General features: G+C 42.7%; 28 protein-coding genes, 1 tRNA gene and 1 pseudogene. 10 read left to right on the forward strand and 20 right to left on the reverse strand.

Going from position 1 to position 26279, the window contains the following annotated elements:
* Positions 1 to 576: 576 nt before the first annotated feature.
* A complete protein-coding gene (locus PHF18_RS15235) occupies positions 577 to 984 on the forward strand; it encodes a DUF1699 family protein (RefSeq protein ID WP_300104330.1) in 408 nt (135 codons plus the stop codon).
* Positions 985 to 1366: 382 nt separating this feature from the next.
* Here PHF18_RS15235 and PHF18_RS15240 read toward each other — a convergent pair whose 3' ends face one another.
* The 8 genes and pseudogenes from PHF18_RS15240 to PHF18_RS15270 form a co-directional block, all read right to left on the reverse strand.
* Complete coding sequence (locus tag PHF18_RS15240; protein WP_300104332.1) at positions 1367 to 1594, reverse strand: hypothetical protein; 228 nt, start codon at positions 1592 to 1594, stop codon at positions 1367 to 1369.
* A gap of 141 nt (positions 1595 to 1735) precedes the next feature.
* Complete coding sequence (locus PHF18_RS15245; RefSeq protein WP_300104334.1) at positions 1736 to 3715, reverse strand: PAS domain S-box protein; 1980 nt, start codon at positions 3713 to 3715, stop codon at positions 1736 to 1738.
* 468 nt (positions 3716 to 4183) lie between these two features.
* A pseudogene (locus PHF18_RS18120) lies at positions 4184 to 4339 on the reverse strand (4Fe-4S binding protein); the annotation flags it as partial.
* 59 nt (positions 4340 to 4398) lie between these two features.
* Positions 4399 to 4581 carry a hypothetical protein gene (locus tag PHF18_RS15250; RefSeq protein ID WP_300104336.1) on the reverse strand — a complete coding sequence of 61 codons (183 nt, stop codon included), beginning with the start codon at positions 4579 to 4581 and terminating at the stop codon, positions 4399 to 4401.
* The gene (locus PHF18_RS15255; RefSeq protein WP_300104338.1) at positions 4572 to 4958 is read right to left on the reverse strand and encodes a hypothetical protein; all 387 of its coding nucleotides are present in this window, start codon (positions 4956 to 4958) and stop codon (positions 4572 to 4574) included. Before PHF18_RS15255 ends, PHF18_RS15250 begins: the two co-directional genes overlap by 10 nt.
* 359 nt (positions 4959 to 5317) lie before the next feature.
* Positions 5318 to 5389 (reverse strand) — tRNA-Thr (locus PHF18_RS15260).
* Positions 5390 to 5571: 182 nt separating this feature from the next.
* On the reverse strand, positions 5572 to 6126 hold the full coding sequence (locus tag PHF18_RS15265) for a chorismate pyruvate-lyase family protein (protein ID WP_367279206.1): 555 nt from the start codon (positions 6124 to 6126) through the stop codon (positions 5572 to 5574).
* 27 nt (positions 6127 to 6153) lie between these two features.
* Positions 6154 to 6468, reverse strand: coding sequence for a DUF5611 family protein (locus PHF18_RS15270; protein WP_300104340.1), 315 nt, complete (start codon positions 6466 to 6468; stop codon positions 6154 to 6156).
* A 559-nt stretch (positions 6469 to 7027) separates the two neighbouring features.
* Between PHF18_RS15270 and PHF18_RS15275 the strand changes: the two genes are divergently transcribed.
* Positions 7028 to 7429 carry a pyridoxamine 5'-phosphate oxidase family protein gene (locus PHF18_RS15275; protein WP_300104342.1) on the forward strand — a complete coding sequence of 134 codons (402 nt, stop codon included), beginning with the start codon at positions 7028 to 7030 and terminating at the stop codon, positions 7427 to 7429.
* 472 nt (positions 7430 to 7901) lie between these two features.
* Positions 7902 to 8204: a hypothetical protein gene (locus tag PHF18_RS15280; protein ID WP_300104372.1), complete on the forward strand. Its 303-nt coding sequence runs from the start codon at positions 7902 to 7904 to the stop codon at positions 8202 to 8204.
* A 131-nt stretch (positions 8205 to 8335) separates the two neighbouring features.
* On the opposite strand, the gene PHF18_RS15285 is transcribed toward PHF18_RS15280, so the two are convergent.
* Complete coding sequence (locus PHF18_RS15285; RefSeq protein WP_300104343.1) at positions 8336 to 9316, reverse strand: methanogenesis marker 2 protein; 981 nt, start codon at positions 9314 to 9316, stop codon at positions 8336 to 8338.
* Between the two features lie 572 nt (positions 9317 to 9888).
* On the opposite strand from PHF18_RS15285, the gene PHF18_RS15290 reads away from it, so the two are divergent.
* A complete protein-coding gene (locus tag PHF18_RS15290) occupies positions 9889 to 10065 on the forward strand; it encodes a 4Fe-4S binding protein (protein WP_011024079.1) in 177 nt (58 codons plus the stop codon).
* Positions 10066 to 10165: 100 nt separating this feature from the next.
* On the opposite strand, the gene PHF18_RS15295 is transcribed toward PHF18_RS15290, so the two are convergent.
* From PHF18_RS15295 to queC, 6 genes are all read right to left on the reverse strand, one after another.
* On the reverse strand, positions 10166 to 11113 hold the full coding sequence (locus tag PHF18_RS15295; RefSeq protein WP_300104349.1) for a radical SAM protein: 948 nt from the start codon (positions 11111 to 11113) through the stop codon (positions 10166 to 10168).
* Positions 11114 to 11584: 471 nt separating this feature from the next.
* Positions 11585 to 12568, reverse strand: a complete 984-nt coding sequence (gene nifB, locus PHF18_RS15300; RefSeq protein ID WP_300104350.1) for a nitrogenase cofactor biosynthesis protein NifB — start codon at positions 12566 to 12568, stop codon at positions 11585 to 11587.
* A gap of 218 nt (positions 12569 to 12786) precedes the next feature.
* Positions 12787 to 13140 carry a 6-carboxytetrahydropterin synthase QueD gene (queD, locus tag PHF18_RS15305; protein WP_300104351.1) on the reverse strand — a complete coding sequence of 118 codons (354 nt, stop codon included), beginning with the start codon at positions 13138 to 13140 and terminating at the stop codon, positions 12787 to 12789.
* A 116-nt stretch (positions 13141 to 13256) separates the two neighbouring features.
* A complete protein-coding gene (locus tag PHF18_RS15310) occupies positions 13257 to 14024 on the reverse strand; it encodes a 7-carboxy-7-deazaguanine synthase QueE (protein ID WP_300104352.1) in 768 nt (255 codons plus the stop codon).
* Positions 14025 to 14585 carry a DUF366 family protein gene (locus PHF18_RS15315; protein ID WP_300104353.1) on the reverse strand — a complete coding sequence of 187 codons (561 nt, stop codon included), beginning with the start codon at positions 14583 to 14585 and terminating at the stop codon, positions 14025 to 14027.
* A gap of 133 nt (positions 14586 to 14718) precedes the next feature.
* Positions 14719 to 15414, reverse strand: a complete 696-nt coding sequence (queC, locus tag PHF18_RS15320; RefSeq protein WP_300104355.1) for a 7-cyano-7-deazaguanine synthase QueC — start codon at positions 15412 to 15414, stop codon at positions 14719 to 14721.
* A 212-nt stretch (positions 15415 to 15626) separates the two neighbouring features.
* On the opposite strand from queC, the gene PHF18_RS15325 reads away from it, so the two are divergent.
* Positions 15627 to 16118, forward strand: a complete 492-nt coding sequence (locus PHF18_RS15325; RefSeq protein WP_300104356.1) for a metallophosphoesterase — start codon at positions 15627 to 15629, stop codon at positions 16116 to 16118.
* A 167-nt stretch (positions 16119 to 16285) separates the two neighbouring features.
* Here PHF18_RS15325 and PHF18_RS15330 read toward each other — a convergent pair whose 3' ends face one another.
* Entirely contained in the window at positions 16286 to 16510 is a 225-nt protein-coding gene (locus tag PHF18_RS15330) for a hypothetical protein (RefSeq protein WP_300104357.1), read from the reverse strand.
* Positions 16511 to 16595: 85 nt separating this feature from the next.
* On the opposite strand from PHF18_RS15330, the gene PHF18_RS15335 reads away from it, so the two are divergent.
* Positions 16596 to 17009, forward strand: coding sequence for a putative zinc-binding protein (locus tag PHF18_RS15335; RefSeq protein ID WP_300104358.1), 414 nt, complete (start codon positions 16596 to 16598; stop codon positions 17007 to 17009).
* A 222-nt stretch (positions 17010 to 17231) separates the two neighbouring features.
* On the opposite strand, the gene PHF18_RS15340 is transcribed toward PHF18_RS15335, so the two are convergent.
* Complete coding sequence (locus PHF18_RS15340; protein ID WP_300104359.1) at positions 17232 to 17933, reverse strand: metallophosphoesterase family protein; 702 nt, start codon at positions 17931 to 17933, stop codon at positions 17232 to 17234.
* 214 nt (positions 17934 to 18147) lie between these two features.
* Positions 18148 to 20076: a hydantoinase/oxoprolinase family protein gene (locus tag PHF18_RS15345; protein WP_300104361.1), complete on the reverse strand. Its 1929-nt coding sequence runs from the start codon at positions 20074 to 20076 to the stop codon at positions 18148 to 18150.
* Positions 20077 to 20418: 342 nt separating this feature from the next.
* Between PHF18_RS15345 and PHF18_RS15350 the strand changes: the two genes are divergently transcribed.
* Positions 20419 to 21141, forward strand: a complete 723-nt coding sequence (locus PHF18_RS15350; RefSeq protein WP_300104362.1) for a class I SAM-dependent methyltransferase — start codon at positions 20419 to 20421, stop codon at positions 21139 to 21141.
* A gap of 135 nt (positions 21142 to 21276) precedes the next feature.
* Here PHF18_RS15350 and PHF18_RS15355 read toward each other — a convergent pair whose 3' ends face one another.
* Both PHF18_RS15355 and PHF18_RS15360 read right to left on the reverse strand, forming a co-directional pair.
* Positions 21277 to 22110, reverse strand: coding sequence for an ABC transporter permease (locus PHF18_RS15355; RefSeq protein WP_300104363.1), 834 nt, complete (start codon positions 22108 to 22110; stop codon positions 21277 to 21279).
* On the reverse strand, positions 22107 to 23096 hold the full coding sequence (locus PHF18_RS15360; RefSeq protein ID WP_300104365.1) for an ATP-binding cassette domain-containing protein: 990 nt from the start codon (positions 23094 to 23096) through the stop codon (positions 22107 to 22109). The genes PHF18_RS15355 and PHF18_RS15360 overlap by 4 nt, the downstream gene beginning before the upstream one ends.
* Before the next feature lie 726 nt (positions 23097 to 23822).
* On the opposite strand from PHF18_RS15360, the gene PHF18_RS15365 reads away from it, so the two are divergent.
* The 3 genes from PHF18_RS15365 (at position 23823) to PHF18_RS15375 (ending at position 26090) form a co-directional block, all read left to right on the forward strand.
* Entirely contained in the window at positions 23823 to 25232 is a 1410-nt protein-coding gene (locus PHF18_RS15365) for an ammonium transporter (RefSeq protein WP_300104366.1), read from the forward strand.
* An 11-nt stretch (positions 25233 to 25243) separates the two neighbouring features.
* Positions 25244 to 25582: a P-II family nitrogen regulator gene (locus tag PHF18_RS15370; RefSeq protein ID WP_367279207.1), complete on the forward strand. Its 339-nt coding sequence runs from the start codon at positions 25244 to 25246 to the stop codon at positions 25580 to 25582.
* Positions 25583 to 25658: 76 nt separating this feature from the next.
* Entirely contained in the window at positions 25659 to 26090 is a 432-nt protein-coding gene (locus PHF18_RS15375; protein WP_300104369.1) for a hypothetical protein, read from the forward strand.
* The last annotated feature ends 189 nt before the right edge of the window (positions 26091 to 26279 follow it).

Genomic DNA, 26279 nt, shown 5'->3' on the forward strand with positions numbered 1-26279 from the left:
GGAGCTTTGCACCTAAACATTACTGTAAAAGCACATCCTGATAGGATTACTCCAAATGGAAAGAGTAGCACATAGGCAATTCATGAAACAGCTTCTTGTCGCACTACAGCAAATTCGCAACACTGCCTATCGGGATGGATTAACATTAAAATTTAAAGAGTTAAATAAGTACAATTTGGAGGGTTAAATCTAATTGAGAACTTCAGCAAAGGAGAGACCCAAAGAAAGTTTTTCACAAAATCCCAGGTTTCATCTTGATTTTATCGCGCTACAGAACAAAATATTAAAAATGCCCTGACCCGTGACAAAACAAATATTGTTTGATAATATTCTGATTTTTTGTTGATTTTGTTCCTCATGCTTTTCTGAATGTTTAACTGTATATTTATTGGGGTGTGACATGAGAAGGTGCGATACATGCTGTTTTTTATTATTTGATAATATAATATACGAAAATAAAAGAAAGAATGTAAATACTAGTTCTTTCTAAATAAATCCTGTAGTTATAGATAAATATTTAATGAAGAATTTTTTACTATCAAATGAAAAAAAATCAATAGATAGGGAGGACAAACTTTGAAAATAAGGGTTGTGAGTTCTAGAGAAGAAATCTTTACATTAAATCCAAACGAAAGAATCGTTCACCTGGCTTTCAGGCCTTCGAACAAGGACATTTTTTCCCTTGTCGAGAACTGCCCGAAGATTGAGGTAATACAGCTTCCTAAATCATACAGGCGCACGGTCTCAAAGTCCATAGAAATGTTCCTTGAAATGCAGCGTATCCAGCTCATAGAAGGAGATGTCTGGGGCCACAGAAAGGACATAAACGAATATTACCGTATTCCTACCTCTATAATTGAGGAGATAAAGGAACTGAAGATTGAAGGCAAATCCACTGAGGCAATTGAAGAAAAAGTCTCAAGGGAAAGCAAACTGAATCCTGAAATGGTTGCGTACATCCTCAGAAAAGATGTTATTGCATGAGCCTCTGAAACATATTTTCAGGCTCTTCCCATTTTATTTTCTTCTAACTTTTATTGCTTCATAATTTTAATTATTTTTTTATTTGTATTACTTCTTAAGTCTGACGTTTTTCAGTTTTATTACTTTTCAAGTTTTGTTGCATTTTTATTTATATTACCTTATATTTTTAATTATTGTTTTATTTTTATTTTTTTTGTATCTTTACACAATAGTGCTTTTTTTAATTTGTAGCCCCTCAAAACTATCACTAAAACGTAATTGTGTGATGCTTTCGGCTTGATATGGTCTCTAACATGGAAGTGTACAATTTTTTCAAAGCTGATATCGTAAATTTCATTAAAAGAAAACCCTGATAAAAATCTCTTTAAAACCTTCTGACACTTTATGATTCTATCTTTGTGGATCTTTGAGATGTTATTCCACAATATTTATTCTCACTTCTATTTTCTGGTGTAACTCGTCTAAGGGTAATATAGAGCTTTAATTTTATAACTGCATTTTTATAACCTACCGTAGCCCGGGAGGGTCGTTTTTGTAAATTCCAGCTTACCTTTTCCGGCTTACCCTTCCAGCTTACCTTTTCCTGCTTGAATAGACTGCTTTCCTCCACTCCTACGGATCTCCGGCAGTTTAACATGTAACAAAACCTCACAACTTTCGACAGCCACGCGGCTTATATGGCTAATTACATCCCAATTTTGACAGTCAAATGTAATATCAGTGAGGACAGGAACAAATACCCTGTCTGGCTTTAATCCTGGGTCAGCCCATGGTCTTTCGGATCAAGGGGGAGCACAAATATGAAAATACTGCCCTCTCCAACTTTGCTTTCAACCCGGATTTTGCCCCTGTGCATCTCAACAAACTTCTTGACAAGGGCAAGACCCAATCCGGTTCCTTCGTACTCGCGAGTGATGTATCGATTCAGTTGTTTAAATGGCTGGAAGAGTTTATCCATGTCATTCTTTGAAATCCCTATGCCTGTATCTATTATACTGACCTGGACAAAATTACCGGAACGCCGTGCTTCGATTGTCACATTCCCTTTTTCTGGGGTGAACTTGATGGCATTACTTGCAAGGTTGTAGAGGATCTGTTCGAATTTGGTTTTATCTGCATCGATCATCCCAAGCTGCGGCTCAACTTTGACATCCAGATTAATGTTCTTTTTTATTGCAAGAGGAGATATTACCGTTTTAATTTCCTCAATGGCAAGAGAAACACAGAACTGTTCATAGTTAAGTTCCATCTTGCCGGCTTCAACCTTTGAGAGATCAAGGATGTCATTAATGAGAGTTAGCAGATGTTTACCCCCCTTTGAAATATTATTTATGTATGCCTTCTGTTTTTCATTCAGGCTGCCCCCCATTCCATCGAGCAGGACGTCAGAAAAACCTATGATCGAGTTCAGCGGGGTCCGGAGCTCATGGCTCATGGTAGCCAAAAACTCACCTTTACTCTGGTTAGCAGCCTCAGCAGCCAGTTTAGTATTCAGAAGTTCTTCTTCAGCCCGTTTACGTTCGGTAATGTCCCTGCACACGCAAAAACTCAGTTTTTTCTTTCCAAATATGGCTGCATTTGCATTGATTTCCACATCAATGAGAGTGCCATCCTTGCGTCGCTGGCTTGTTTCGTGAAGGATCCCTTTATTGTCAGCAAGCCGAAGCATTTCCAGTAATTGTTCACGTGTATAGTGAATATCCCAATCCCACATGTGTAATGTCTGTATTTCCTCGTGGGAATAGCCAAGCATCTCGGCATATCGTGGGTTCGCATCGAAAACCTTGCCATCCTGGTCGATGATAACTATCCCGTCTCTGGACTGTTCCATGAGGATGCGCCGCCAGCTAACCTCTTTCTCCAGGGCCTCTTCGGATTGTTTGCGTTCGGTAATGTCCTGGATCGTCCCTATGACTACATCTCTTTCAGAATAGTATTCAGCCACGGAGTGTATAATGCGGATATTGCCGTCTTCGTTTCTTCTGATCCTGAATTGCACATCATAGGGCAAATTTTGTTCCACAAGGTTCCTTAGTGCTTTGTCCAGTGCTGGGCGGTATTCCGGCAATGATGCTTTTTGTATCATTTCGATGGTAAGTTGTTCGTTTCCAAAGCCGTATATTCTTCTAGCTTCATCCGAAGCATCTGCTTTGCCGGAATTAAAGTCCATCTCCCAGCTTCCGATGTGTCCGACTTTTTGCGCAGTACGAAACTGCATTTCTTTCCTTCGCAATTCCTCTTCTGCTAACCTGCGTTCAGTGATGTCATGAACCCTGTAATAAAGTAAATTTTGAGAGTTGAGGGCCATTGGGCTGCTGTAAACTTCGACATCCCGTATCTCACCATTTGCCAGACGGTGCTTGAAAACAAAATAATTCCTTTTTTCATCCGAAGCTCTCTCTGTCTCAGCTTTGACCTCTTCAGTTGACAAAGTATTTACATGGTCAATTTTCTTGCTAGTTATCTCTTCGAACGTCCAGCCATAATATTTACATGCCGCCGTGTTTGCATCAACAATCTCGGAGTTTTCAGGATCGATGAGGAGGATGACTGCATTTTTTTCCTTAAAAAAGGACCTATAAATGTCCTCATTTGTCGAAAAGATATCTTTTGCCCTGCTATACCTGATGATCTCTTCAAGATTATGAGAATGGTCGATCAAAGAACCTTCGTCTCCGAAGGAGGATAACCTATCTGCATTTTGATCGAGTTGAAGCTGTTTTTTATTCATGAGAGGTCTCCTGTCCTGGTTTTATGCAGGAATTCCATATGATTCTCCTGGGATCTTAACATGTAAATAGGGCATCCTGAAACGCTACAGAAAATGCCATGTAAGTCAGGAGCGGGGGTGCATTTCCTAAGCACTCCTATTTTTTTATTTTGATTATAAAATAACTTCTTATGTATATAACTTTGTTATAGAGAAAAATGAGCAACCCAATTATTTGCTAGCAGAATAAATAAGAATCTTTAGAGTTGCAGAGTTTGAAGAAGAGCTCTCTTGGTCACAGTTATGTTCTTGGGTATGGCAGGAAAGAGATTCAATTTTCGATGGGTATGAAGTAACGAACATGCCTGTGCTGGGAATTCAATCTTCAAGCAAATATTGTTTTACTCCTTTCCATAGGTATCCTTTTGCCAGGTCATCTACCGAGGCTGGGGTAATGCTGTCGATTCTCTTTTCGATAGCTTTGAGATCTTACCCTTCCTTCAGGATGATGAATTTGAATGTTCCCGCCTCAAGGGCCTTACTGGGACATTCGTAGATACACTTCAAACAAAGAATACACTTCCTGCCAAAGACCGGGCTGCTATCCAGCATGCTGATGTTGTTTGCCGGGCATTTCTTTTCACACCAGCCGCAGCCATTTCAGTTCTCGTTTACCCTGATCCTCTCTCCAAAGAATTTTGTTCCTATTTTTTCCAGTTCACCAAATTTGGAGAGATATGGTCTATGAACTTTGGTCTGATCCTGTGTACAACCCCTGCAAGCAGGTCGTTAACAATAAGCTCAACCTTTGAAGGCAGGACCCAGAGCAACCGAATAGCCAGTCTATCGTCGGTTTTCACGACCCGGTTTGAATGCATCACGACCATCTTTTCATAAACAATCCTGTAGTTCTTTTTTCCAGTTTGCATATAGAGCTTAAGCAGCAGGCTGTATTTGGTGTCATTTCCCCGCCTCCGGAAACGGATATCACGGCAGCTGGAACGATTTCGTTATTGTTGCCGGGAAAGCTGTCAATCCACTGGTATACAATTCCTGGGGCATTAAACGCATGAACAGCAAATAACAGTATCAGGAGATCCTCCCCATCACTGGAAGGGCGATTCCCTGCCCTGATCTCTGATTTTATAACAGATATCTCACGCCCTATTAACTTCCTTTCAAGGGTATCGGCAACCAGGGCTGTACCTCCTGTCCCGGAAAAATAGGCTATTTTTACTTTACTGATTTTCCGCGGCATTTCCATGATGGGCTTTCCTTGCATGTCAGAGGGACAGAAGATTAATCGGTATATAGTGAACTGGTTTCAAAAGTATAAAATCTCTTCATGCAACAAGTAGTAGGGGGATTTTCTTGTTGTTAGAATGAGGAATTCGACAGCCCTTTTTTTCAACTTTATCAAAATAAAGCTGAATCTTCAAAGCAATGGTTTGTCAGGACGGAAATACATTTCAAAACACAATGTTGACTAATCTTTCAGTAAAACAGTGAGTATAAAATCTGGGGTCAACTTCTTATTTACATCTAAAATCGGCAGGCTATTTAACGATTAGTGAAAGTAGGCTTTGAACCTGAGTATAAAAAGAAAAACAAAAAAAAGATAAAAGCCTCGGGCGGGATTTGAACCCGCGACCTCGTCCTTACCAAGGACGCGCTATACCCCTAAGCCACCAAGGCACTGTTGATGTAAGAGCATCTCCAAAATATCACACCAGACATATAAAGGTTTCGACTGAACCTGCTCCATTCCGGTAATTATCTGGCACAAGCTAAAAATTTGGAGATTTGTTTTGAAAAATATGGGGAACTTCCCTGAAAAAATACTTGCTCTTTAGCATTTTTTCCGGGATTTCAGGTATTTAGAGGTTCCAGCGCTCATCGATGGGGAAGCGTTCATTGATCCACATCAGGACATAGTTGTTATGGACGATTTTATAGGAGCGGGAAAGGACCGGAATGCCGTCGAAAGTGGGTTCCCCTTCCAGGACTTCGAGTTCTCCCATGTCGCGCCTGGTCTCGAGGTTATGACTTCGCAGGATCCTGCCGATGGGGATGTCTGCGCGCATTAACTGTTCCTTCATAGTTGTAGGCATGCGTTCCAGAGGAGAGAGCGATCTTGCCTGGACGAATACCGTGTCCCCTGCATATAGCCGAACTGTCCTGTTATTTACCTCACTGCCTTCTTCCACGCCAAGAAGGGCAGCCATCTCCTTATCGGCTTTGATTATATACTGGGACTCGGTTTTTACATTAACCGATTTTCTGGTCATTATCTCAAGGAGAAAGGTTACGGAACCATCAGTCCCACAGCAGACCCGGAGGCAGGTGGGAATTTCGAGGCATTTCAGTTTTTCAAGGAAATCTACTTCCAGAACGATACCTCCAGGTAAGGGCTGCCGGATGTTATCGATAATGTGAAATTAGAATGAGAGGTGCGGAGTTTATTCCTCTCCGACTTCTTTTTTTGCATTTTTCAACCGCTCTTTTGCCGTGTATCCGGTAGCTTTTAAGAGAAAATCCCGGTAGACCCTGTTGGTCTGCAGGATTATTCCATCATCTTTGACAGTAACATCGGAAACCGTATCTACAAAGAGCATTTTGTTTTCTATCCAGACCGTTATCTTTGACATTGCTCCAAAGGACGTTTCAACATGGCCGTCGTTCTGGGAGATTTCAGTCGGAAAACATTCCTGCATTACCGAGTAGATTCTATCAATTTCAGGTTTAAAACCGCGCTTCAATTTATACTTCTGCATTGCTTATCCTCTTATAAGATATTTTCATCTCAGATAAAGTTTGCTTATAATCGATTTGCCTGGAACGTGCAGTGATAATCCGAAACAGTAGGGATATATGTTCCTGATCGGTGGATCTATCTCCAGAAATTGATCTTCATGTATTTTTGCTTCAGTGTATCCACTAATTATCTATTACTAACGCTGGGTTCCTGTTTATTGCCATTGATTCCAGATCATACCAACACTTTCTATTATTTTTAATATTAGCCTTAATCATTATTAAAGTAATTATAAATATGTATTTGCCCTACTTTTAAAGTAATTATAAATATGTATTTGCCCTACTTTATAATACTTTAATTTAATTCAGCTGTAATTAACTTGGTGCAGCTTTTATAAGGAGTTTAAGTTTGTAAACACGATCGCCGGTTCAAAAACAGGCGTATTTGGAGTAAAAACAGGGCAACGGATTAAAATAAATCGATCTCTGACTTAAAAGTATGTCGTAATAAGGTAATTATTGGAGATCTTACTGATTTCTAACATATTGGACTGAAAATTAAAGGGGAAACTGGAAATGGTAAAACTTCCTGATAATGTAAAAGAAGCGCTTGCAAATCAGCAGGTTGCCTCCCTGGTAACCGCAGATAAAAACGGCGTTCCAAACGTATGCCTGATGGGTTTTGTGAAAGTAAGAGACGACGAGACTCTTATCATGGCAAACGTTTTTTGGAAAAAGACCGAAGCAAACCTGAAAGAAAACCCAAAAGCTGCCCTCAGCGCTTACATGCCGCCAATGAAAGCCTACCAGATAAAAGGCAGTGTAGAGCTGATCGACAAAGGCCCTCTTCTGGACGAGGTTGCTGACTGGGTTGCCTCGAAGATGGCAAACCTTAAACCCAAAGGAGCTGCCCTTTTCCATGTAGAGGAGATCTACAGTGTCTCCCCAGGCCCCAGTGCAGGGGAAAGGATTTCATAAGAGTTTTTCAAGCAGGCATCTCAAACTTTTTTCTTTTTCATTTTTCCTGAAAGGAAGCTTTTTCTTTCTAGTTCAGACACTTTTAGATGATGCTGTCGTTTCTGATTATAAGAATAGGCTATTTTATATTTCATGATCTCTAAGGTAGGATGCCCGTCATTTCAATGGCTGGGAGTTCATGTATCTTACCTTTGTAATTGATCTTTATTAATGCAGATACAACTCGTAAGAAACAACCATAAATATGATTATACGCATCATAGTTCATGCAAAAAGAGATATGAATGGACAGCCCTCCTCCAGATCATACAAAAGAGATTTTGACATTACTTTGAAATCATTCTTATATACCTTATCAATTGCTTTAATATATATAGACAAAAATTAATTCAATTTAACCCAATCTGAATTAGCTTACTATCTGGCAAATAAGATCCAACAATTGCAATAAGTGAAAGAAGGTGACCCCAGGATGCACAAAACACTCAACCTTGATGATTTAATCGCCAAAAAGCAGAAAGAGAATATTGAGAGTAACCCCGATCTGGAGTATGAAGAACTCTACGACCTGATTATCCCCCCTGGAACGGTTGTGTCCATTATTTATGATCTAGTGGAAGAATTTGGTCTTGAACCCATAACTCGGAAGATGCCTGTTGGTATTGTAAATAGTGAGGAAAGGGAAGTTCTTGTTCTTCGTGGTCCTCTTGAAAAGGTTCAGGCCGCAGAAGAATTTCTCTATAAGGAAATGAAGGCCTGGGTTGAAGATAAGTAATCCTGCACAGGCCCCGTCGAATGGGGATAAAAACAATAAAAATCGGTGCTGGATAAGTCAAATAACAACTTTTCAGCAAACGAATATTTTTTTCTCTTGAAATAAGTACAGGATATAAAGAAGGGTTCCGATTATTCGGAACCGATACCTGTGATACTGTCTTTTGAGAAGTCAAAAACAGTTGCTCTGCCTGTTTTATCGTATATATCGAGTTTTGAGCCCTCTTCAATTTTTCCTATAATTGCAGCTGTGAGCCCTGCCTTTTCAAACACATCTACGCACTCTTCTGCTTTTTTCGGGTCTGCAGTAAATACATAGCCTGTCCCGGGATGCACTTTCAGCCACTGTTCAAAGTCCACATCTGCCGGCCTGGGAACTTTTTCCAGATCCACTGTGGCTCCCATTTTGCTAGTCTCGCAAAGCATCCCGAGTGTTCCTATTAACCCCGGATTGCTTATGTCCTTGCCAGCGGTTGCAAGCTTTTTCGTTGCTATTTCCTGGGTTACAAGATAACTTTTCCTTACCACTGAAGGCTCTTTGAAAGATGTAGTATCCCAGCTGTAAGGGGAGTTCGGGCCGATTTTTCCGTCCATATCATAGGCTGCAATAACCAGGTCCCCGGGGTTTGCAGTATCACTCCTGATTACGCAGTCTCTTTTGACAATCCCTATGATAGCAACGGAAAGGGAATTGTACTGTGTATCGGGATGGACATGCCCTCCTACTACAGGAACTCCGAATTTTCTTACTCCTTCAGCCAGCCCTTCCATCAGTTCCCTGCAGGCCTTCGGCGAATTTGCAGAGGCGATATCCACCATTGCAAGAGGTTTTCCGCCCATTGCTGCAATGTCATTTATGTTAACAACTACGGCTCCATACCCTGCCCACCAGGGGCTTGCATCCAGAAGCCGCCCCCAGATGCCATCGGCTGCAAAGAGGATAACGTCATCTCCTCCAATATCGATCACTGCAGCATCGTCTCCAAAATCAACGATGGCATTCCCATATTCCGGGCGGACGGCTTCGAAGATGGAAACTATATCTTCAATCTGTCTTTTTCGGGTAACCCCTTCGAAACTCTTTATACTTTCTGCTAGCTCTTCCAGATTCAATCAAAGGCTTCCTGTTTGTTTTTTAATTGTATCAATGATAGTTAAAATCAACAATAAGATTACAATAAACATAAGATTACAATAAACATAAGATTACAATAAACATAAGATTACAATAAACATAAGATTACAATAAACATAAGATTACAATAAACATAAGATTGCAATAAACATAAGATTACAATAAACATAAGATTACAATAAATATAAAATTGCAATATATATATAAAATTGCAATAAACTAATGATAAATTAATGGCAAGGTCGCGATAAATCACAGAAACTAATGGTAAGGTTGCGATAAATCACAGAAACTAATGGTTATTTAATTCTGAGCGAATGGTAATCAATGCCATATTTATATGCTTGGCCTCTCAATTTTTCCTTAATAACCAGGCAATTCGAGGTATTATGGTCAGTACATAATTCAAGTTATCCTTTATCTGTTTTTGTCTTTGTTTCGGGGAATAGAAGCGACAGCTTTTTATTAAATTATTATATCCTAATATTTCAACCTAATATTATTCCGACTCTATAATAGTCTCAAATTGATGAAATAAGGAGTGAAAAACATGGTAGCTAAAATCGATGCAGACGCTTGCACAGGCTGTGGAAGCTGTATAGATGAATGTCCTGCCGCTGCAATCTCCCTCAGTGATGATGATATTGCAGTTGTAGACGAAGATGAATGTCTTGACTGTGGTGCATGTGAAGATGCCTGCCCGAATGGGGCAATCACCCTCGAGTAACGCTTTAAAATCAGTCAAAGAAGCGGAGTTCTTGAACTCCGCCTTTTCGGCTCCAGGTTTCAGGGTTTTTTTGATCCGGGACTGAATATTCTCGAGTTTTTCAGGCTTCTTCTTTTCCGTTCTTCTCAAGAATTTCTCTTGCTTTTTCCATATCTTCTTTTGTCTGGATTTTTATAATATTTCTGCGCTCCTCGCTCATCTGGGTCATGTCCTGGTCAATGTAGCCATAGGCATCAGCCCTACACTGCCTGCAGTGGCGCATCTGCCTTACATAGGGTTCACAGGCGTCCTGGGCCGCCTGCCGTTCTTCCGGGGTAGGGGCTCTTATGTGGGCGAAGGCTCCCTGGGGGATCAGGGGCATGATATTCATTATATATACCTCTCTTTCCCGGATCGTTTTTGCAATTTCCACCATGTGCCGGTCATTGATCCCCGGTACAAATACAGTGTTGACCTTGACAACGAGTCCTGCCTTTGCAGCGGCCTCAATACCTTCAAGCTGGTTTTTTATCTGGATTTTTGCCCCGTCTATTCCTTTGTAGGTCTTGCCGTGGTAATTGATGTGGTCACAGATCTGGCCCTGGATTTCGGGGTCAACGGCGTTGATGGTCACGGTCAGGGTCGCAACTCCAAGCTTTACGAGTTCCGGGAGTTTTTCGGAAAGCATGAGTCCGTTTGTACTCATGCAAAACGTAATGTCCGGGAACTCCTCCCTTACAAGCCGAAGGGTTTCGAAAGTCTCTTCGTTTGCCAGTGGGTCCCCGGGCCCCGCAACGCCTATCACTTTGATAAAGGGGTAATCGGAAAGGGATTGCTTTACTTTTTCAAGGGCTGCGGCTGGTGTTAAAACCTCCATGGTCACCCCCGGTCTGTTTTCGTTTACGCAGGCAAAGTCTCGGACACAGAAGTTGCACTGGATGTTGCACTTCGGGGCCACAGCAAGGTGCATTCTCCCAAACCTGTGCCTGGCCTTTTCGCTGTAGCAGGGGTGTTCGGCTATGATTCTATAACGTTCTCTTTCAAAAGGTATGTTTTTTTCTTCGGGCAAATTTTTTCCTCCGGCAGTTAAAGGTCCTGGCGCAAAGGTTCGGATGCGCCCGGGAAGAGTAAAGAATACGTGCTTTCTTTCTAATTATGCATAATTATGCATAATATATAAAGCATCCTTTTTCTTCGGCTTCAAAACTTTTTCCGGTTTAAGCCTGTTTCTACTTAAGAACCTCAATCCTTTCACCGGTAATTTTGCTGAAATAAGGGGCCGGGGCAGAAAATCTTAAATAAGCTATTTATGGCTCTTTTTCCGGGTGCCGGTTTTTCAGAACGTTTGCTTATGCGGTTCTTCTAGAGAAAAGTTGAATTTATCCTGCTCAATAATGTCAAAGGCTGAGCCGGAGAATTAAATGTACCGGAAAAAATATGCACTTTATAAAAATTAGGATTCCTTAATCTGAATAATTCCTGTGTGAACCTTCAGATTGAAGATTTTAGATTTCAGTCTAAAATCTTCAATCTTATTTTCTCAGTCTTTTTCTTCTTTTTCTTCTTTTCCGTTCTTCTCAAGAATCTCTCTTGCTTTTTCCATATCTTCTTTTGTCTGGATTTTTATAATATTTCTGCGCTCTTCGCTCATCTGCGACATGTCCTGGGCAAGGAGTCCGTAAGCATCGGCTCTGCACTGTCTGCAGTGGCGCATCTGCATAACGTAAGGCTCGCAAGCTGCCTGAACGTCTTTCCGCTCTTCGGCTGTGGGGGGTTCAAGGTCTGCAAAGGCTCCCTGGTTGATCAGGGGCATGACGTTCATAATGTAAACCCCAAGTTCATTGAGTTTTTTGGCGATCTCGACTACGTGTTTGTCATTGATGCCCGGGGTGAGCACGGTGTTGACCTTTACAACAATTCCTGCATCTACAGCGGCTTTTATCCCCTGAAGCTGGTTTTTAATCTGAATCTCTGCAGCTTCAACTCCCCTGTAGACCTTACCATGGTAGACTATATGGTTTACGATCTTTGCCTGGATTTCTGGATCGATTGCATTTACCGTAACCGTTAGTGTGGAAACTCCCACACGCAGCATGTCCTGCAGTTTTTCGGGAAGCATGAGTCCATTTGTGCTCATACAGAGGGTTATTTCAGGGAACTCTTTTCTTATAAGCTCAAAGGTCTCAAAGGTCTCATCATTAGCCAGAGGATCGCCCGGCCCTGCAATTGCAACGACCTTGATGAACGGATATTCTGCCAGGATCTGCTTTGTCTTTTCAAGGGCTTCTTCCGGAGTCAGGACTTTACTCGTGACCCCTGGTCGGCTCTCGTTTACGCAGTCGAATTCCCGAACACAGAAGTTGCACTGGATATTGCACTTGGGGGCCACAGCCAGGTGAATTCTCCCGTATTTATGCTGGGCGTTCTTGTCGTAACAGGGGTGCTCTGAAATCTTTCTCCGGAGCTCTTCTCCGAGTATGGGGCCGTTATTGGGCTCGTCTATAGATTGGGTTTTTTCTGGCAAGTTATTCTCCTCCGTTCGGAATTTAAAAGTGAAGTAAGATCTCAGTAAATGGGAATTTTTGGATGCCTAAGGCATTTATGATGCAGACCCTTGATATACATTTTGGAATCATTTAGGGGTATCTTTAAACCTTTTTTTGTAATCTCTTTAAAACTATTTCTTAACTATTGTAGAATCCGATACGAGTTATTATGCCTGATCTATTCGAATATGCCTATTCAATTCGAAAAATTGTCCATCTCGCACCACTTCCCTTCTCCTTCCCAGACTCTTACCAGAATGGGAAAGCCGAATCTTTCCAGAAGTTTGGAGTGGATATGCTGGCAGAGATGTTCAGCACTGGGGAACTCTATGATGTCGTTTAACAGGGTATGGTCATATCCCTGGAGGGTTTCCTTTATGCCTTTTTTCAGGTCATAAAAATCAATTACCATCCCGTTTTCCCCTACTTCTCCTTCTACCACTACCTCTATTTTGTATGTATGGCCATGTACTCTTCCGCACTTTCCGTTCCCTGGAAGGTAATGGGCGCTGTCGATATAATCAATAATTCCCAATCTCATATTTGTCATTTTATTATAACCCCTTTTTGATTTAATTACTCCTGCCATTTAACTGCTTGCTGTCTATTGATTCTTATTTTTCTTTTCGATTGTTATTCTACGTTTTATCTGATATTCTTTTATGGTTATAAGCACCCCCACATCCTGTGGGTCTGGGGAATGATGCGCGTATCGGTCAGTTCAAGCAGGGTTTTCTGCAGTTCTATAATGGTCTGCACAGACGTCTGTGTAAACCGTGGGGTCCTTACTGCACTGCCAACTGGTGTTTCGGGCTGGAGTATTATACAGGATACATAGGGAGCTATTGCTTCTGCAGCCAGAACCACAGTTTCGGGTTTTGTGTCCCTGCCGATAACAATCTTACAAAAACAGTCTCTTGAACTGTTTTTTCTCAGAAGCCTGAAGCACTCGATCGTATTTTCCATATGCACCTCACGGTTTTCAGAGGAAATTTTCCTGATGGCTTCCGGGAGTTTAAAATCCCCTGCAACATATGAGATCTTTTCACGCAGCTTCCTCGCTTGCTCCGGCAGAGTCATATTGGATTCCAGGTACAGAGGCGCGGAAAGGTTCAGTTTTTCTATAAACTCTGCATGCAGGAGAGGCTCTCCTCCCGTAAGGGATGCCGAATGGAGTTTATTGAAAGGCTGTAGCATGGACTCCAGCTTTTCTACACTTACAGGGTTTGGAACCTTTTCGAAAATGCCGCTTCCCTCGACTTTTTCATAATCGCAGGTCTCCTGACTTTCAAAATTCGTATCACAATAGTTGCAATTAAGGTTACAGCCTGAAAACCGGACAAAAGCCTGCCTTGTGCCAACGTACGGACCTTCCCCCTGTACAGAGCAGAAAATCTCCTTTATGTGAGCAAACTCCCTGTCTGAAGAGGGCATTTATACTACCCCTAAAGGTCGGGATTTTCGGAGGTCCTTTTCTATGTCTTCAAATTCCTTTACGTAAGCTTCCCCGATTTCCTGCATGAACCGCACAATACCTTCATCGTCTCCTATTCCGGCTTCTCTCAGGTTTCCATATACTTCGTGGGAAACGTTGATCCCGAAGTGGATCTTCTGGGAAACAGCAGAGGTGCTGGCAATTGATACGGTCAACTTTTTTTCTTTTAGGAAAAGGTCATCTCCTCCCCTTGTGGTGTGGATTCCCAACCCAGCAAGGTGTTCCCTTACAAGGGCGGTAAAAAAGCGCTGCCGTGCATAGACCAATTTAAGGTCAGTAGAATCGAAATGTTCTATAATGAAACTAACCATGTCTTCGGACCAGATAGACTCGTTTTCCCTCCGGTCTTCGAGGTCAATCATGTGCTCGATTTTTACGTCACATGCGCCTCTGAAAACAATAATCGAGTCTTCATTTACTCCGAAGCTGTTGTATGCCCAGAGGGACGAAATCTGGCTCCCGTCGTAGTCAAATTTTTCGGGTAGGATAATGCACTTCATGGAATTCTCCCTGTAACTCTTTCTTTAACTTATTCTATTCAGCATCGTGTCTGTTCAGCATCGTATCTGTTCAGCATCGTATCTGTTCAGCATCGTATCTGTTCAGCATCCTTCTCCGGATGATTTTTCAGATTTAGACTCCAGTCTTTTTCAGAAGTGGGTCTTTTGCACCTGCATTTTTGAATGCTCTAGCTCTTCGCACACAGCTTTCGCACTCCCCGCAGGGAGTTTCCCCCCCGTGATAACAACTCCAGCTATATTTCAGGGGAGCCTTTACTTCAAGAGCTCTTCTTAAGATTTCTGTTTTTCCGAGTTCGATCAGAGGAGCCAGTACCTGGACTCCGTTCTGAGTAGAATAAGAAAAGGCGTGGTCCATTGCCTGTATATAGTCCAGGGAATTATCAGGGAAGGTCCCGGCTTCTTCTCCGTTGAAGCCCACCACCAGGTAGTCACATCCCCTGCTCTCGGCAAAGCTTCCTGCAATATTCAACATGGCCCCATTCCTGTTCGGGACCCAGACAGCCTTTGCGGAAGCTTCGGTAATTGCGGCAGGAGCAGCTTCATCAATGTCTTCAAAGGACAGAGCAGGAACTTCCTCGTCCCTGTTTACGAGGGATGTATGTGTTATTTCTGCAAGCCAGTCCAACTTGATTACTCTGTGTTCGATTCCATAATGTTCGCAGACCTTTTGAGAATACTCGATTTCCCGCTCACAGGCCCGCTGCCCATAATCAAAGGTAAGTGCCATCTCAATTTCCAGGCTCTCTGCTGCAATTGCAAGAGCTGCAACCGAATCAAGCCCGCTGCTCAGAAGGGTTATAGCTTTCATTTCTAACTCACTAACTCGAATTTTATGGAAAATTTCCCTGTATTTACTACTCGATCAGGGGTCTCCCAGTATTCTTCAGGGATTACCTCGATAATACCTCTTACTTATATTTAAAAATAGTTGCCTTTCTGGCTGGAGAATCTCCCTTTCTGAGAAATCTGGGGCATGTATTAAATATTCAGGACGTCTAATATTAAAGGAGGTGGAATTACTTGATCGGAATTATGTCGGATTCGCACGATAACTTGACAGCTATCCGGAAAGCTGTGGAGTTTTTCAACAAAAAACAGGTAAAAGCTGTTCTGCACGCGGGGGATATTATTTCTCCTTTCACGGTAAGGGCCTTTAAAGAACTAAGTCCAAAACTCTATTTTGTCTTCGGGAATAATGACGGGGATAAAGTAACCCTTACAAAATGGTTTGAAGAAATTGGAGCCGTCTCCTGTGGGGAGTTTGGGGACCTGACAATTGATGGGCTGCATATCGCCCTCCTGCATGGTACAAATGAGGTGCTGGTCAAAGCCCTTGCCAGTTCAGGGGATTTTGACGTGGTGGTCCGGGGCCATACCCACGACCCGGGTGTTAGAATGATCGACGGGACTCCGGTGATAAATCCAGGGGAATGCTCAGGGGTGCTTTCAGGAAAAACCACGGTTGCAACCCTTGAGATTGCAAACCTGAACGTTGAGATCACGGAACTTTAGATTGACTGATTGTTCTTCACTCTTTTATATTTTTTAAATTTATTCCGGGTGGCAAACATGCCCAATTGACCGGCAATAACAGAGTTTCCGTCAGCTTCCCCGACGGCTCGTCAAAAGAAGAAAAGATTATTGTTTTCATCCTTACTGGCGGTTTATTTTGGCAGCCTTTACTTTCTGGCTTTTATTTTTGATCTTTCCTCTTTTTCCTCTCTTCTTAATTTTCCTTCTTGAAAAGCCCGCTCTCCTGTGTTGAGCGTGATAGGCAGAGCCGCAACTATGCCAAAAAGGATCACAGTCGGTTGTACTTTCAGTGCAACTCCCTGAAAATGTTTCATTTTTTGTAATCCCAAATCGCAATTCGGGTGAGTTACATACGTTGTTTTTTCATTCAAAAACATTAGCCATATAAAGGTGGATGATCTATTTTTTATTTCAATATATTTTGAAACAATTTTTCTGTTAAAGGTTGTAACAACAATGGAATCGAAAGGAAATGATCAAAAAGAACCCTTGTCAGGCAGGATTCACGAAACGGATAATCCTTCCGGAAAAAGGAGACGCACCCTCATTTTTGCCTGTTCAGGCCTATCGAACACCGGAAAGCTCACCATGCAGGCAGCTTCTGCTCTCGCTTTCAGGAGGCCGGATATGTACCGGGCTGCGGCTGCTCACAAAGGAGTTGATGCGGCAGAAGATGCAGTTTCTGAAGGCTTCCGAATTCTTGCTCTTAACGGCTGCACGGACCGCTGTGCTACAAAAAAACTCGATGAAGCCGGCTTGAAGGCAGATGTCTACATGCTTGTTACGGAACTCGGAATTGAAAAAACCAGGCCTACGGATGTGAAGCCTGAATATGTGGAAAAAATTATACGTGCAATAAAAGAAGCCTGAATTCAATCCATGCGTCTTCGGTTAATTGAGGAATCGTGACAAATTGCGTTCATTTCCACAACACTTGTCTAAAATTTAAATATGTTGAGGGATGGAGCAAAGTATCGCTTTCATGCAATAAAATTCCTTAACCGATGACCAATTGATTTCAATCAATTATCTGAATTTTTACTCCATCTTAGTTTTTTCTTTCAACCTTCTTTCAACCGGGATTTTTTACTTTCAGTATCCCCGCCTGAGAATACCTGTCAGTTCCTCTGCATGAGGCATCCTTTCTTCTATTTTTGCGCAGACTGCATCAATATCATAATCCAGGCGTAAGAATTCTATCTCTCCTGTTTCTGTCTCGAAAACCGCACAGCTTGCCCGGATGTCCCTGTCTCTTGGCTGGCCCACTGAACCAGGGTTTATAATTGTCAGGTCTCCGAGTTTCCGGTTCATGGGGATATGGGAGTGTCCGACTACGAGGAATTTGGAATCAACAGGTTCCATCGGGTCTGCAAGCATTTCCATGATAGCTTCGTCCGGAGTCTCGGGCTTTATGTACTCAAACATGGAGCGAGGGCTTGCGTGGGTTAAATAAAGCTTCTTTCCATCGATTTCCTCTTTTAGGACAAGAGGGAGTTTTTGCAGGTATCCTATTCGTGAGGCGTCAAGGACTCCCCAGGTGTATTCTCGAGTTGCAATTGAGAGATGTTTATACTTGTATCCGCACTGGCAGTCTGCTTTAAAAGCAACTGCATTGTCATGGTTGCCCCTGATGGTGGGGATGTTCTTTTTTTGCAGGAGATCTATGCATTTGTCCGGGTCAGGCCCATAGTCCACTATGTCTCCCAGGCAGATAGCCCTGTCATGCGGAACATCAAGGACTGTCTGGAAGGCTTCAAGGTTTGCGTGGATATCGGCTATCAGCAGGATTTTCATGTTTTTCTCTTTTAGAATAATAGGTTCTATTTTCTATATGGTTAAAGGTATTATACCATATATTTCTATAGCTCTATTATTTAAAAATTGAAATGCCCTGGGCCAAAAAAGGCGCAGGCCTACTGATTTTTGTCTACTGATCCTTGTCTGCTGATTTTTTTCTGCCGGGCTTCAAAATAAGAATTAAAAAAGCCTGAAATCCGAAGGATTTGTTTCAGTCAGGCAGCCCCCGCATTCCTACTCCCATTACCAGTAGATTTGTCTCCATTGGGGGATGGGTCCAGCCGTCAGGTGAGATAGTCTTTTTCTCAATGGAAATTTCAACCTGTTTTCCGCTGAGGCCGCAGTCTTTCATATAGTCTGCAACAATCTTTTTTCCGAGTTCTGTTGCTGCGTTCAGGGCTTCTACGTATAAATCGAACCTCAGCCTTTTGCCTGGTGCAAAGACCAAAAAATCTGCTTCAGGAGTCACCAGGCTAGCAGGCCTGATCAGAATTTCCACTCTTTTGATGCCTTTTCCTGCAAGAGCTCCTACTGCATTTCCTACTTCGGCATGTTCGGGAACGAGAATGTCAGCATCTATGAATTCTTCGAGTTCTTTCCTGTGCGCTCGCACAGGACCTCCGAGCAGGACAATAGGGATTCCAAGTTTGAACTTTGCGGGGTAGTTCCCATCCAGGATTTTTTCAATGGATGTGTATGGCACGCCCTGCAAGATATATGAGAGGAGATGAAGCGCCATGTTCCTTGCAACCCTTTTTTTTACGGAAATGCAGAAATCCCCGGGTGTCATGCGCATGAGTCTTGCAAGCCTTTCAGCCCCTATTCTGGAGGCTTCTTCGTTCCAGGCTGTATAGTCACCGAGCACATGTAAAGCATCAGTTGGCGTAAATCCAATTGCCTGGACAAGGCGCTTTTGAATAAGGGAATCCAGGGTCTGAGGAAGAAGATCTTTTCTGATAAGAGCTGTGATTTCATGCACGGAAACAGGTTCTTCTCCTATTGCTCCCAGCACTTCGGCTTCGGCTTTGCTCAGGTCGCATGTCGGGTAGTCTGACCTGACAAAAAACTTTGTGGGCTGGATATTTTCGCCGAGGTCTTCTCTGGCAGGCATGGGTGTCCTTTTGAGGTTATTCAGGAAATCCGGGTACTGCACTGCAGCCACTGCGAGGGGTGTGACTCTCCTTGGCCCGAGGAAAAGTTCCCTGTCCACGGTCCAGATATGACTGTCTCCGCCTGTGGCTGTTGTCTCCATCCGGATTGCTCGGACTCGCGTCTTCCAGCCGCCAACAACCGCCCCTTCATCGCTCAGGTCAGGGACTCCCATACAGATTGAAGAGATATCTGTACTTGTCCCTCCCACATCCACAACTGCACAGGTCTTCAGCCCCGAAAGGTAAGATGCGCCTACGAGGCTTGCTGCAGGGCCTGAAAAGATAGTTTCGATTGGTTTTTCCAGGGCATCTTTTATCCCGACAACCGAACCGTCGCATTTGAGCATGAGGAGCTGGGCATTAATTCCCCTTTTCCTGATATCTGTAATAATGGACTGTACAAACTGCCGGGTTATGGGGATCAGTTGTGCGTTCAGAAAAGCTGTAACTGCCCTTTCGTAGGCTCCCAGTTCCTGTGACAGTTCGTGCCCGCAAACAGCAGGCAGCCCTGTAAGCTTAAGTATGGAGTCTCTTGCTTTAAGCTCGTGTTCAGGGTTACGTGTGCTGAAATAGGAAGAGATGGCAAAGGCTGATACTTTATCCTTCACTGATAGCGCAAATTTCCCAATGGCTTCCAGATCCAGAGGGAACACCTCTTCCCCATTGTGGTTATGCCCCCCTCTAGCAAAGAGCACGTGTCCTGTTGGCAGTTCTTTCTCAAGAGGATGGTCCCCTATGAGAATCAGGGCTACGGGAAAACCTGTCCCTTCAAGTATGGTATTAGTGGAAAGGGTAGTTGATACCGATACAAGTTTTACGTTTTTAAGATACTCCGGATTAAGGCCGTCAATTACATTTTTGATGCCTTCGAGGGGATCGGGATAGGTTGTAAGTGCTTTGTTTGAGCTTGCAATTTCTCCGTTTGAGTCCCTTACGAGCACTGCATCGGTGTAAGTGCCCCCTGCATCAATCCCAAGGCTGTAATGCATAATGAAAATAACTCCTTTTTACACTTGTTTTTGTTTTTTGGTTGTTTTTTAGTTTATTGCAATCTGATACTTCATTGCAATAACCCGACGATGTTAAAACTGATCTGGGTTAGGTATACCGAACATCAGATAAAAGTCATTGCTTATCACTGTGAACATTAAATTCAAGGATTAAAAACGAGTTTTTAGTTCTACCCTGCGAAATTTGGAGAACCCCTGGTTTAAATTGGAGTACCGGATAAAATTGATTTGAATAAAAAATTGGATGTACTTTGTAAAGGAAAAAACATTAACTACCTTAGTTTCAGAAAAGTAGATAAATAATCTTCAATTAGACCTTGAGTGAAAGAGGACCCTGCTGTTATGAAGCCTTCAAAACCCACCCAGAACGCTACTCCTCATCTTCCGGAGGATTACGATGTCCGGATATCCGGAGTGCTCCCTTACTACTCTTCTTTTCATCAGGAGACTATCAATTTCGTCAAGTCGCTGCCTTCCAGCCCGAAGGTATGGATGGATACCGGGTGCGGAACAGGGTCCCTGGTTAGTAAGGCAATTGAAGAATTTCCCGATACAAAATTCCTTTTACTTGACCCTTCGGAAGGCATGCTGGACCAGGCAAAGACAAAATTCTCTTCCTGCGCTACCGGAAAGTTGGAGTTCCTGAAAGCATCCTCTACACAGGAATTTTATCAGGAATTAGAGGAAAAGCCGGATGTTATCACTGCTATACAGTGCCATCACTACCTTAGCCGCGAAGCCAGGGCAGTAGCCATTAAAGTGTGTTATAATCTGCTTAAGGAAGGCGGGATTTACATCACCTTCGAAAACATCAGGCCGCTAACAGAAGAGGGCATAAACATAGGAAAACGATACTGGGGCAACTTTCAGTTAACCCACGGCAGGAGTGAGAAAGAAATTGATACTCATCTGGAGCGTTTTGATACTGAGTATTTCCCCATAACTGTCGAAGAACATCTGGAACTGCTGAGAAAAACAGGATTTAGGACTGTAGAGTTGTTCTGGTACTCTTACATGCAGGCTGGTTTTTATTGCATTAAATAATACATTTGGGCTCTTCTTTGTTTTGTGTGGATATCCTCATAAAAATCAGCGAGGCCTTGAATAGAAAACCATCTTATCCATAGGGAATGACGAAGAGCCAAAAAGCGAAAGAAAAAATAAATTTGGGTAGTTTGTTTATACATCCACTTTATTGAACCTCCAGAGTGACGTGGCGAGCATTGTGAGGGCGAAGAACAGAAGGCCCAGGAAAGAAATGGCGATATCGGCTGATGTATACATATAGTGAATACCCATTACAGAGAAGTTGTTCCCTAAAGCAAAGTAGCGGATTCCGTCTGCCAGAAGTGTCAGCGGGTTAAACATTGAGAGAAACCTGAGGACAGCAGGGAAGGCATCAACGGGATATAATGCATTGCTTACGAAGAACAGGGGCATACTGAGCAGGGTAAGAATAGACTGCATTCCTTCCGGGTTCTCAAGTGTGATGGCAATAGAACCTGAGAGGAAAAGGAACCCCAATGTGAAAATTCCTACAAGTAAAAAGATGCCTATGATTGCAATAAGAGTTTCAGTAAATGTATATCCCATAAAGAAATCCATTCCTATCAGTTTTCCGAATCCTATTATCATGGAAGTTTGAATAAATGCTTTTGTTACGCCGGAAAGTCCGACACCCAGAATGATGTGATATCTGGGGACCGGGCTTGCGAGAGTTTCCCTTAGCAGGCTATATTTTTTGTCAAACATAAGAGAAGTCCCACCAAAAAGGCTGCTGAACAGCACATCCATAGCAATTATTCCTGCGCCCATATAGGAAAGGTAATCCACATTCTGGACCCCAGCGATGGGCGGAATAACAGAGGTAAGTTTGTCAAAACTCTCTGACATTGCAAGCCCGAAAAATGCCAGCCACATCACAGGCTGGATTAATGAACTGATGAGCATTGATTTGAATCTGAAAAACTTCAGCATATCTCTCCAGTATATGGCACGAAATTCAAAATTCATTCCATGACCCCCGCGATTTCTATTCCTTCCTCTTTCTCCTTTGGTTCTCCTTCCCTCAAACCGTGTCCGGTGTAGTGAACAAAAACATCATCCATTGAAGGCTTTTTGATGTTTACGGTTGTAATCTCTATTCCTGCCTGTCTTATTTTCTCCATAATCAGAGGAAGTACGTGAGTAACATCTACCCCTAGCAGAACTCTCAGAGATTTCGTATCTTCAGTTACGGCTTTTACCGATTCTATTGCCCTTAAAATCTCTGCAACAGTCTTGTTATCGCTGGTTTCCAGATAAATAAGGTCTTTGCCGAGTTTATTCTTTAATTCATCTGCAGTTCCGGTTACGATTATTTTTCCGTGGTCAATTATGCTAATCCTGTCACTAAGCTGATCAGCTTCTTCCATATAGTGGGTGGTAAGGAATATCGTAGTGCCTTCTCTCTTAATCTCTCTCAAATACTCCCACATCCTCATTCTTGTCTGTATGTCAAAACCTATTGTTGGCTCGTCAAGGAAAAGGACTGCAGGTTTTGTCATCAATCCCCTTGCAAGTTCAAGCCTCCTCTTCATACCACCACTCAGATCTTTTGCCAGGGTGTCTCTTTTACCCTCCAGCTCTGTTAGCTTTAAGAGCTCTTCAATGCGCTCTTTTCTTTCTTTTTTTGGCATTGAATAGATCTTACCGTGGTATTCTAGATTCTCACATACAGTCATTTCGTGATCAAGGCAAAGCATCTGAAAAACAATACCTATTGATTTTCTTACCGATTTTGAATCCTTTGCCACATCATACCCGTTAACTCTGGCTTCTCCTTTCTGGATCTTCCGAAGTGTTGTAAGAATATTAATCACAGTACTTTTGCCCGCTCCATTCGGACCCAAAAATGAAAATATTTCCCCCTCTTTTACATTAAAACTGATATCATCAACGGCTTTTACAGAACCATATGAGTGCTCAAGCCTATTTACTTCTATGACATTTGCGGTCATCTCTAAATCAACCCCTTCTCCCTTCCGTATTAAATGTCCTCCATCGCTCTCAATGATCCCCAATTTCGAGTGATAAGAGATTCAGGATATTTGTTGAAACAATTAAGTTCGGATAAATATCGAGATAGTTTTACACAGTAGTTGTGTTTCAGAAGGCTTATATAATTAGGAAACACAGATTCTAAACTAACTTCCCATTAGCTCTTTGTTTTCTGTTTTCACTGCCCGGGAAATATCTAAGATCCTGCTTAATCGTCCTTTTTTTAGTGGAGTGAATGCCCAATAACTTCTCCGATTTTGTTTTTTCAAAAATATTTTATTCATAACAATTTTTATTCAATTAGGAATATAAATAAGGAATAGATATCTTTATATAAGATCATGTTTGGTAAAAGCCGATACATGACAATTACTTCAATAACTATAATAATTGTAACTGTCCTGCCCAGGTAAAACAACGTCAATATCCATCGTCATTAAGATTCAATGGGCAAATCTCAGTAAGTTAATCTTTTGATCGGTGGCGATATATCTTATTTTTCTTTTTTCATCTATTTGTTATCATACGTGTTTATTGCGTCAAAATCGATATCAAATGACATCTTTCTGTTGGGCTGGATAGTTGTCTAATTCTAAATTAAACGCTAAAACGAAATCTATAAATACTATTAAGTAGACAAGCACTTACCGGTTGCCGATCAAAAATGAAGGAGGCAAAAGAGCAGTATGTTAAAAAATGTACAACAAATAGGGAAATTATTGATAATTATTTGTATGGTACTTATAGCGTTGTCTTCACCGGCGCTTGCTGTAACGCCTGAGGAAAATGCAGCGTCCATTGAAGGGGTGCAGACCGCACTGACTTTCGTATGGCTGCTTATAGCAAGTGGACTGGTATTCTTTATGCATGCAGGCTTCTCCCTCGTGGAAGTGGGGCTTACAAGGAGCAAAAACACTGCAAACATCCTGATGAAGAACTTCATGACGGTTGTCATCGGTATCCTGGTTTACTGGGCTGTAGGCTGGGGTGTAATGTATGGGGCCGATGCGGCGGGACTTATAGGAACTAACCAGTTCTTCCTGGCAGGTGCGGACAACGCGCTCTGGAATGGCTGGTTCTTCCAGATGGTATTCGCTGCCACCGGAGCAACGATCGTTTCGGGAGCAATGGCTGAGAGGACCAATTTCAAGGCTTACCTTGTTTACTGTGTCCTGATGGTTGCAGTTATTTACCCTATATACGGACACTGGGTCTGGAGCGGGGCTGACGCGGCTCTCCTGACCGGAGCCGAAAGCCCGATTGTAAAAGCTATTGGAGTCGCAAGCCATGACTTTGCAGGTTCTGGAGTCGTGCACTCAATCGGAGGATATTCCGCTCTTGCAGGTGTGCTCCTTGTGGGCGCAAGGATAGGGAAATTCAAGGATGGAAAAGCCATACCTATTCCGGGTCACAACCTGACCTTTGCCTTCCTGGGAACCCTGATCCTGGCTCTTGGATGGTTGGGGTTCAATGGAGGGAGTACCCTTGACGGAAACGACCCTTACATGAACCTGGTCATAGTCAACACCTTCCTGGCAGGAGCTGCCGGAGCTGTTACTACCATGCTTATCACCTGGATGAAAACCGGAAAGCCTGATCCGTCACTCAGTGCAAACGGGCTTCTAGGTGGGCTTGTAGCAGTCACCGCCCCATGTGGTTCTATATCAAACTGGGCAGCCATTGTAATAGGGATCGTAGCCGGTATCATCATCTACGCCGGTGTAATGTTCAATGAAAACACACTGAAACTGGATGATCCTGTAGGTGCAATCGCCGTACACGGATACTGCGGAAGCTGGGGCCTGATCTCTGTGGGGCTCTTCTCCATAGGAATCGGAAATGGAATCCTTGCGGATGCAGCATACGCTGCTGAAGTGCCAGGGCTCTTCTATGGAGGAGGAATCAGCCTGCTGCTGATCCAGCTCGTGGCAGTACTGTGTACCATTGTCTGGGCCTTTGGGCTCTCATTCGTAATCTTCAAAATCCTGGATGCTGTAATAGGACTCAGGGTATCTGCAGAAGAAGAAATCATGGGTCTGGACATTTCTGAACACGGAATCAGAGCGTACCCCGAATACCTGATGAGGGAGGACTAAAAATGGCTAAAATGTTCAAGGTAGAAGCGATAATAAAACCCCTGAAACTGCATCAGGTAAAGGATGCTCTGGACGAAGCCGGGTTTCCAAGCCTGACAATTATCGATGTTAAAGGGCGTGGCCTGCAAAAAGGGATCGTGCAGCAATGGAGAGGTAAAGAATACTGTGTGGACCTTCTTCCAAAAACCAAAGTCGAAGTAGTTGTGACGGAAGATAAGGTCGAAGAAATCATACAGTTGATCCAGAGCACGGCCTATACTGGAGAAATAGGAGATGGAAAAATCTTCGTAATACCTATTGAAACCGTAGTCCGGATAAGAACCGGAGAAAGGAATGGAGAGGCCCTTTAACCAGGCACCTCTTTTTTCCATTTTTACCTTATAATTCTCAAATACTGAAACGATTCAAGGAATAAGGCAAGATACCATGATGAATGAACTGAAATCAGAGACCCATACCTTTGAGATTCCCCACGGATACGGCATGTCTGTAATTAATTTATACTTCTGGGTAGGACTGGTTTCCGCAATCCTGCTAAGAGGTATAATCATAGTTGACCATTACAGTGTTTTCTGGGGAAAGGCAATATGGTATCTTGGAGTCGCAGGTTATCTCTGGTTCTTTACACACAGATACCATATTGCAAAGCGAAGGTGTAGCGTAGTTCAAGACCTGGGTCTGCTTGAAAAGGTGAGGACCAGACAGAAACTTTCAGAAAAAGACCTTGAAGGAATGGAATATCTGCTCTGGAGCCTTTCTGTGTCAAAAGAGCGTGCAAATTATCTTGTAATCTCAGTGTTCTCAATAATAGCACTTGCTTTATCCCTGGGGCTTGACCTGGGAATCTTGAAATTCTGATAAAGATTCTCCGATCTCTGAAATAGAGTTTCCTTATACGGAACCTTTCAATACTTTTTTCCTTTATTTGGCATGAAAGTACCTCTGATTTCGCACTCCGGACCCTCATTCTGAATTTATGATTATGTTGGAAGCAAATATAGCATTTTTGTCCTGTTAAATTGAAGTCAGGGTCCGGAATGTGGACGT

Source organism: Methanosarcina sp. (assembly GCF_028693135.1).
In the GTDB taxonomy this organism is placed as follows: domain Archaea; phylum Halobacteriota; class Methanosarcinia; order Methanosarcinales; family Methanosarcinaceae; genus Methanosarcina.

Bases quoted from the DNA above. Each gene is read 5' to 3' on its own strand.
- PHF18_RS15365 (WP_300104366.1), top strand. From the start codon at position 23,823: ATGTTAAAAAATGTACAACAAATAGGGAAATTATTGATAATTATTTGT.
- PHF18_RS15360 (WP_300104365.1), bottom strand. From the start codon at position 23,096: ATGACCGCAAATGTCATAGAAGTAAATAGGCTTGAGCACTCATATGGT.
- PHF18_RS15315 (WP_300104353.1), bottom strand. From the start codon at position 14,585: ATGAAGTGCATTATCCTACCCGAAAAATTTGACTACGACGGGAGCCAG.
- PHF18_RS15340 (WP_300104359.1), bottom strand. From the start codon at position 17,933: ATGAAAATCCTGCTGATAGCCGATATCCACGCAAACCTTGAAGCCTTC.
- PHF18_RS15245 (WP_300104334.1), bottom strand. From the start codon at position 3,715: ATGAATAAAAAACAGCTTCAACTCGATCAAAATGCAGATAGGTTATCC.
- queC (WP_300104355.1), bottom strand. From the start codon at position 15,414: ATGAAAGCTATAACCCTTCTGAGCAGCGGGCTTGATTCGGTTGCAGCT.
- PHF18_RS15355 (WP_300104363.1), bottom strand. From the start codon at position 22,110: ATGAATTTTGAATTTCGTGCCATATACTGGAGAGATATGCTGAAGTTT.
- PHF18_RS15375 (WP_300104369.1), top strand. From the start codon at position 25,659: ATGATGAATGAACTGAAATCAGAGACCCATACCTTTGAGATTCCCCAC.
- queD (WP_300104351.1), bottom strand. From the start codon at position 13,140: ATGACAAATATGAGATTGGGAATTATTGATTATATCGACAGCGCCCAT.
- PHF18_RS15280 (WP_300104372.1), top strand. From the start codon at position 7,902: ATGCACAAAACACTCAACCTTGATGATTTAATCGCCAAAAAGCAGAAA.
- PHF18_RS15370 (WP_367279207.1), top strand. From the start codon at position 25,244: ATGTTCAAGGTAGAAGCGATAATAAAACCCCTGAAACTGCATCAGGTA.
- PHF18_RS15255 (WP_300104338.1), bottom strand. From the start codon at position 4,958: ATGGAAATGCCGCGGAAAATCAGTAAAGTAAAAATAGCCTATTTTTCC.
- PHF18_RS15250 (WP_300104336.1), bottom strand. From the start codon at position 4,581: ATGGTCGTGATGCATTCAAACCGGGTCGTGAAAACCGACGATAGACTG.
- PHF18_RS15290 (WP_011024079.1), top strand. From the start codon at position 9,889: ATGGTAGCTAAAATCGATGCAGACGCTTGCACAGGCTGTGGAAGCTGT.
- PHF18_RS15345 (WP_300104361.1), bottom strand. From the start codon at position 20,076: ATGCATTACAGCCTTGGGATTGATGCAGGGGGCACTTACACCGATGCA.
- PHF18_RS15270 (WP_300104340.1), bottom strand. From the start codon at position 6,468: ATGCAGAAGTATAAATTGAAGCGCGGTTTTAAACCTGAAATTGATAGA.
- PHF18_RS15310 (WP_300104352.1), bottom strand. From the start codon at position 14,024: ATGCCCTCTTCAGACAGGGAGTTTGCTCACATAAAGGAGATTTTCTGC.
- PHF18_RS15275 (WP_300104342.1), top strand. From the start codon at position 7,028: ATGGTAAAACTTCCTGATAATGTAAAAGAAGCGCTTGCAAATCAGCAG.
- PHF18_RS15335 (WP_300104358.1), top strand. From the start codon at position 16,596: ATGGAATCGAAAGGAAATGATCAAAAAGAACCCTTGTCAGGCAGGATT.